Here is a 608-nt window from a genome sequence, read left to right as displayed (position 1 = left end):
AACTCTGGTTGAGCCCGACCTTGGCCGCGAGATCCTGCATGCGCAGGCCACTCGCGGTGGCCAACGCCAGGTGCCCGAGGGCGCGGTACTCGGAGAGGCCAAGGCCGTGTTGCCGTTGCAGGGCCACGGAAAGTCTCTGCTCCACGCGCGCGTGCAGGGCGATGACACCACCCCACAGCAACTCGTCATCCATCGCACCCTCCCGCGCGCCAGGCCGCTTGACATGAGGTTACCCGTACGGACAAACTCCCGAAAGAACTTGCACGTACATGCAATTTACCTCTTTGGCGCTACCTTCTCCCCGCCCCCCTCTCTCCCGCTTCGCCGACCCGAGCGTCCAGCGCTCGTTCCTTAGCGAACCCCCCGAACCAACCCCGCCCATGCCCAGGGAGCACCACCGTGTCCTGGATCTACCTGCTCATCGCCGCCGCCTTCGAAGTGATCTTCGCTCTCAGTACCAACGCCACCGAGGGCTTCACCAGACTCTGGCCCTCGCTGCTCACCGTCGCCGCCGCGACGGGGGGCGTGTTCTTCCTGAGCCTGGCCCTGAGAACGCTGGACGTGGGTGTCGGCTACACCATCTGGACCGGCCTCGGCTCGCTCGGCGC

The 608-nt window shown here is 66.1% G+C and carries 1 protein-coding gene and 1 pseudogene; one reads left to right on the top strand and one right to left on the bottom strand.

Features of this window, described 5'->3' with window-relative positions; genetic code table 11:
* A pseudogene (locus KUM32_RS40490) lies at positions 1-193 on the bottom strand (MarR family transcriptional regulator); the annotation flags it as partial.
* A gap of 206 nt (positions 194-399) precedes the next feature.
* On the opposite strand from KUM32_RS40490, the gene KUM32_RS40485 reads away from it, so the two are divergent.
* A partial coding sequence (locus KUM32_RS40485) for an SMR family transporter (protein WP_308408848.1) occupies positions 400-608 on the top strand: 209 nt, incomplete at its 3' end.

The sequence above is a fragment of the Streptomyces sp. AC627_RSS907 genome (assembly GCF_019049165.1).
Note: the sequence above shows the minus strand (reverse complement) of the source record. Positions and strands in the feature narration are given on the sequence as shown.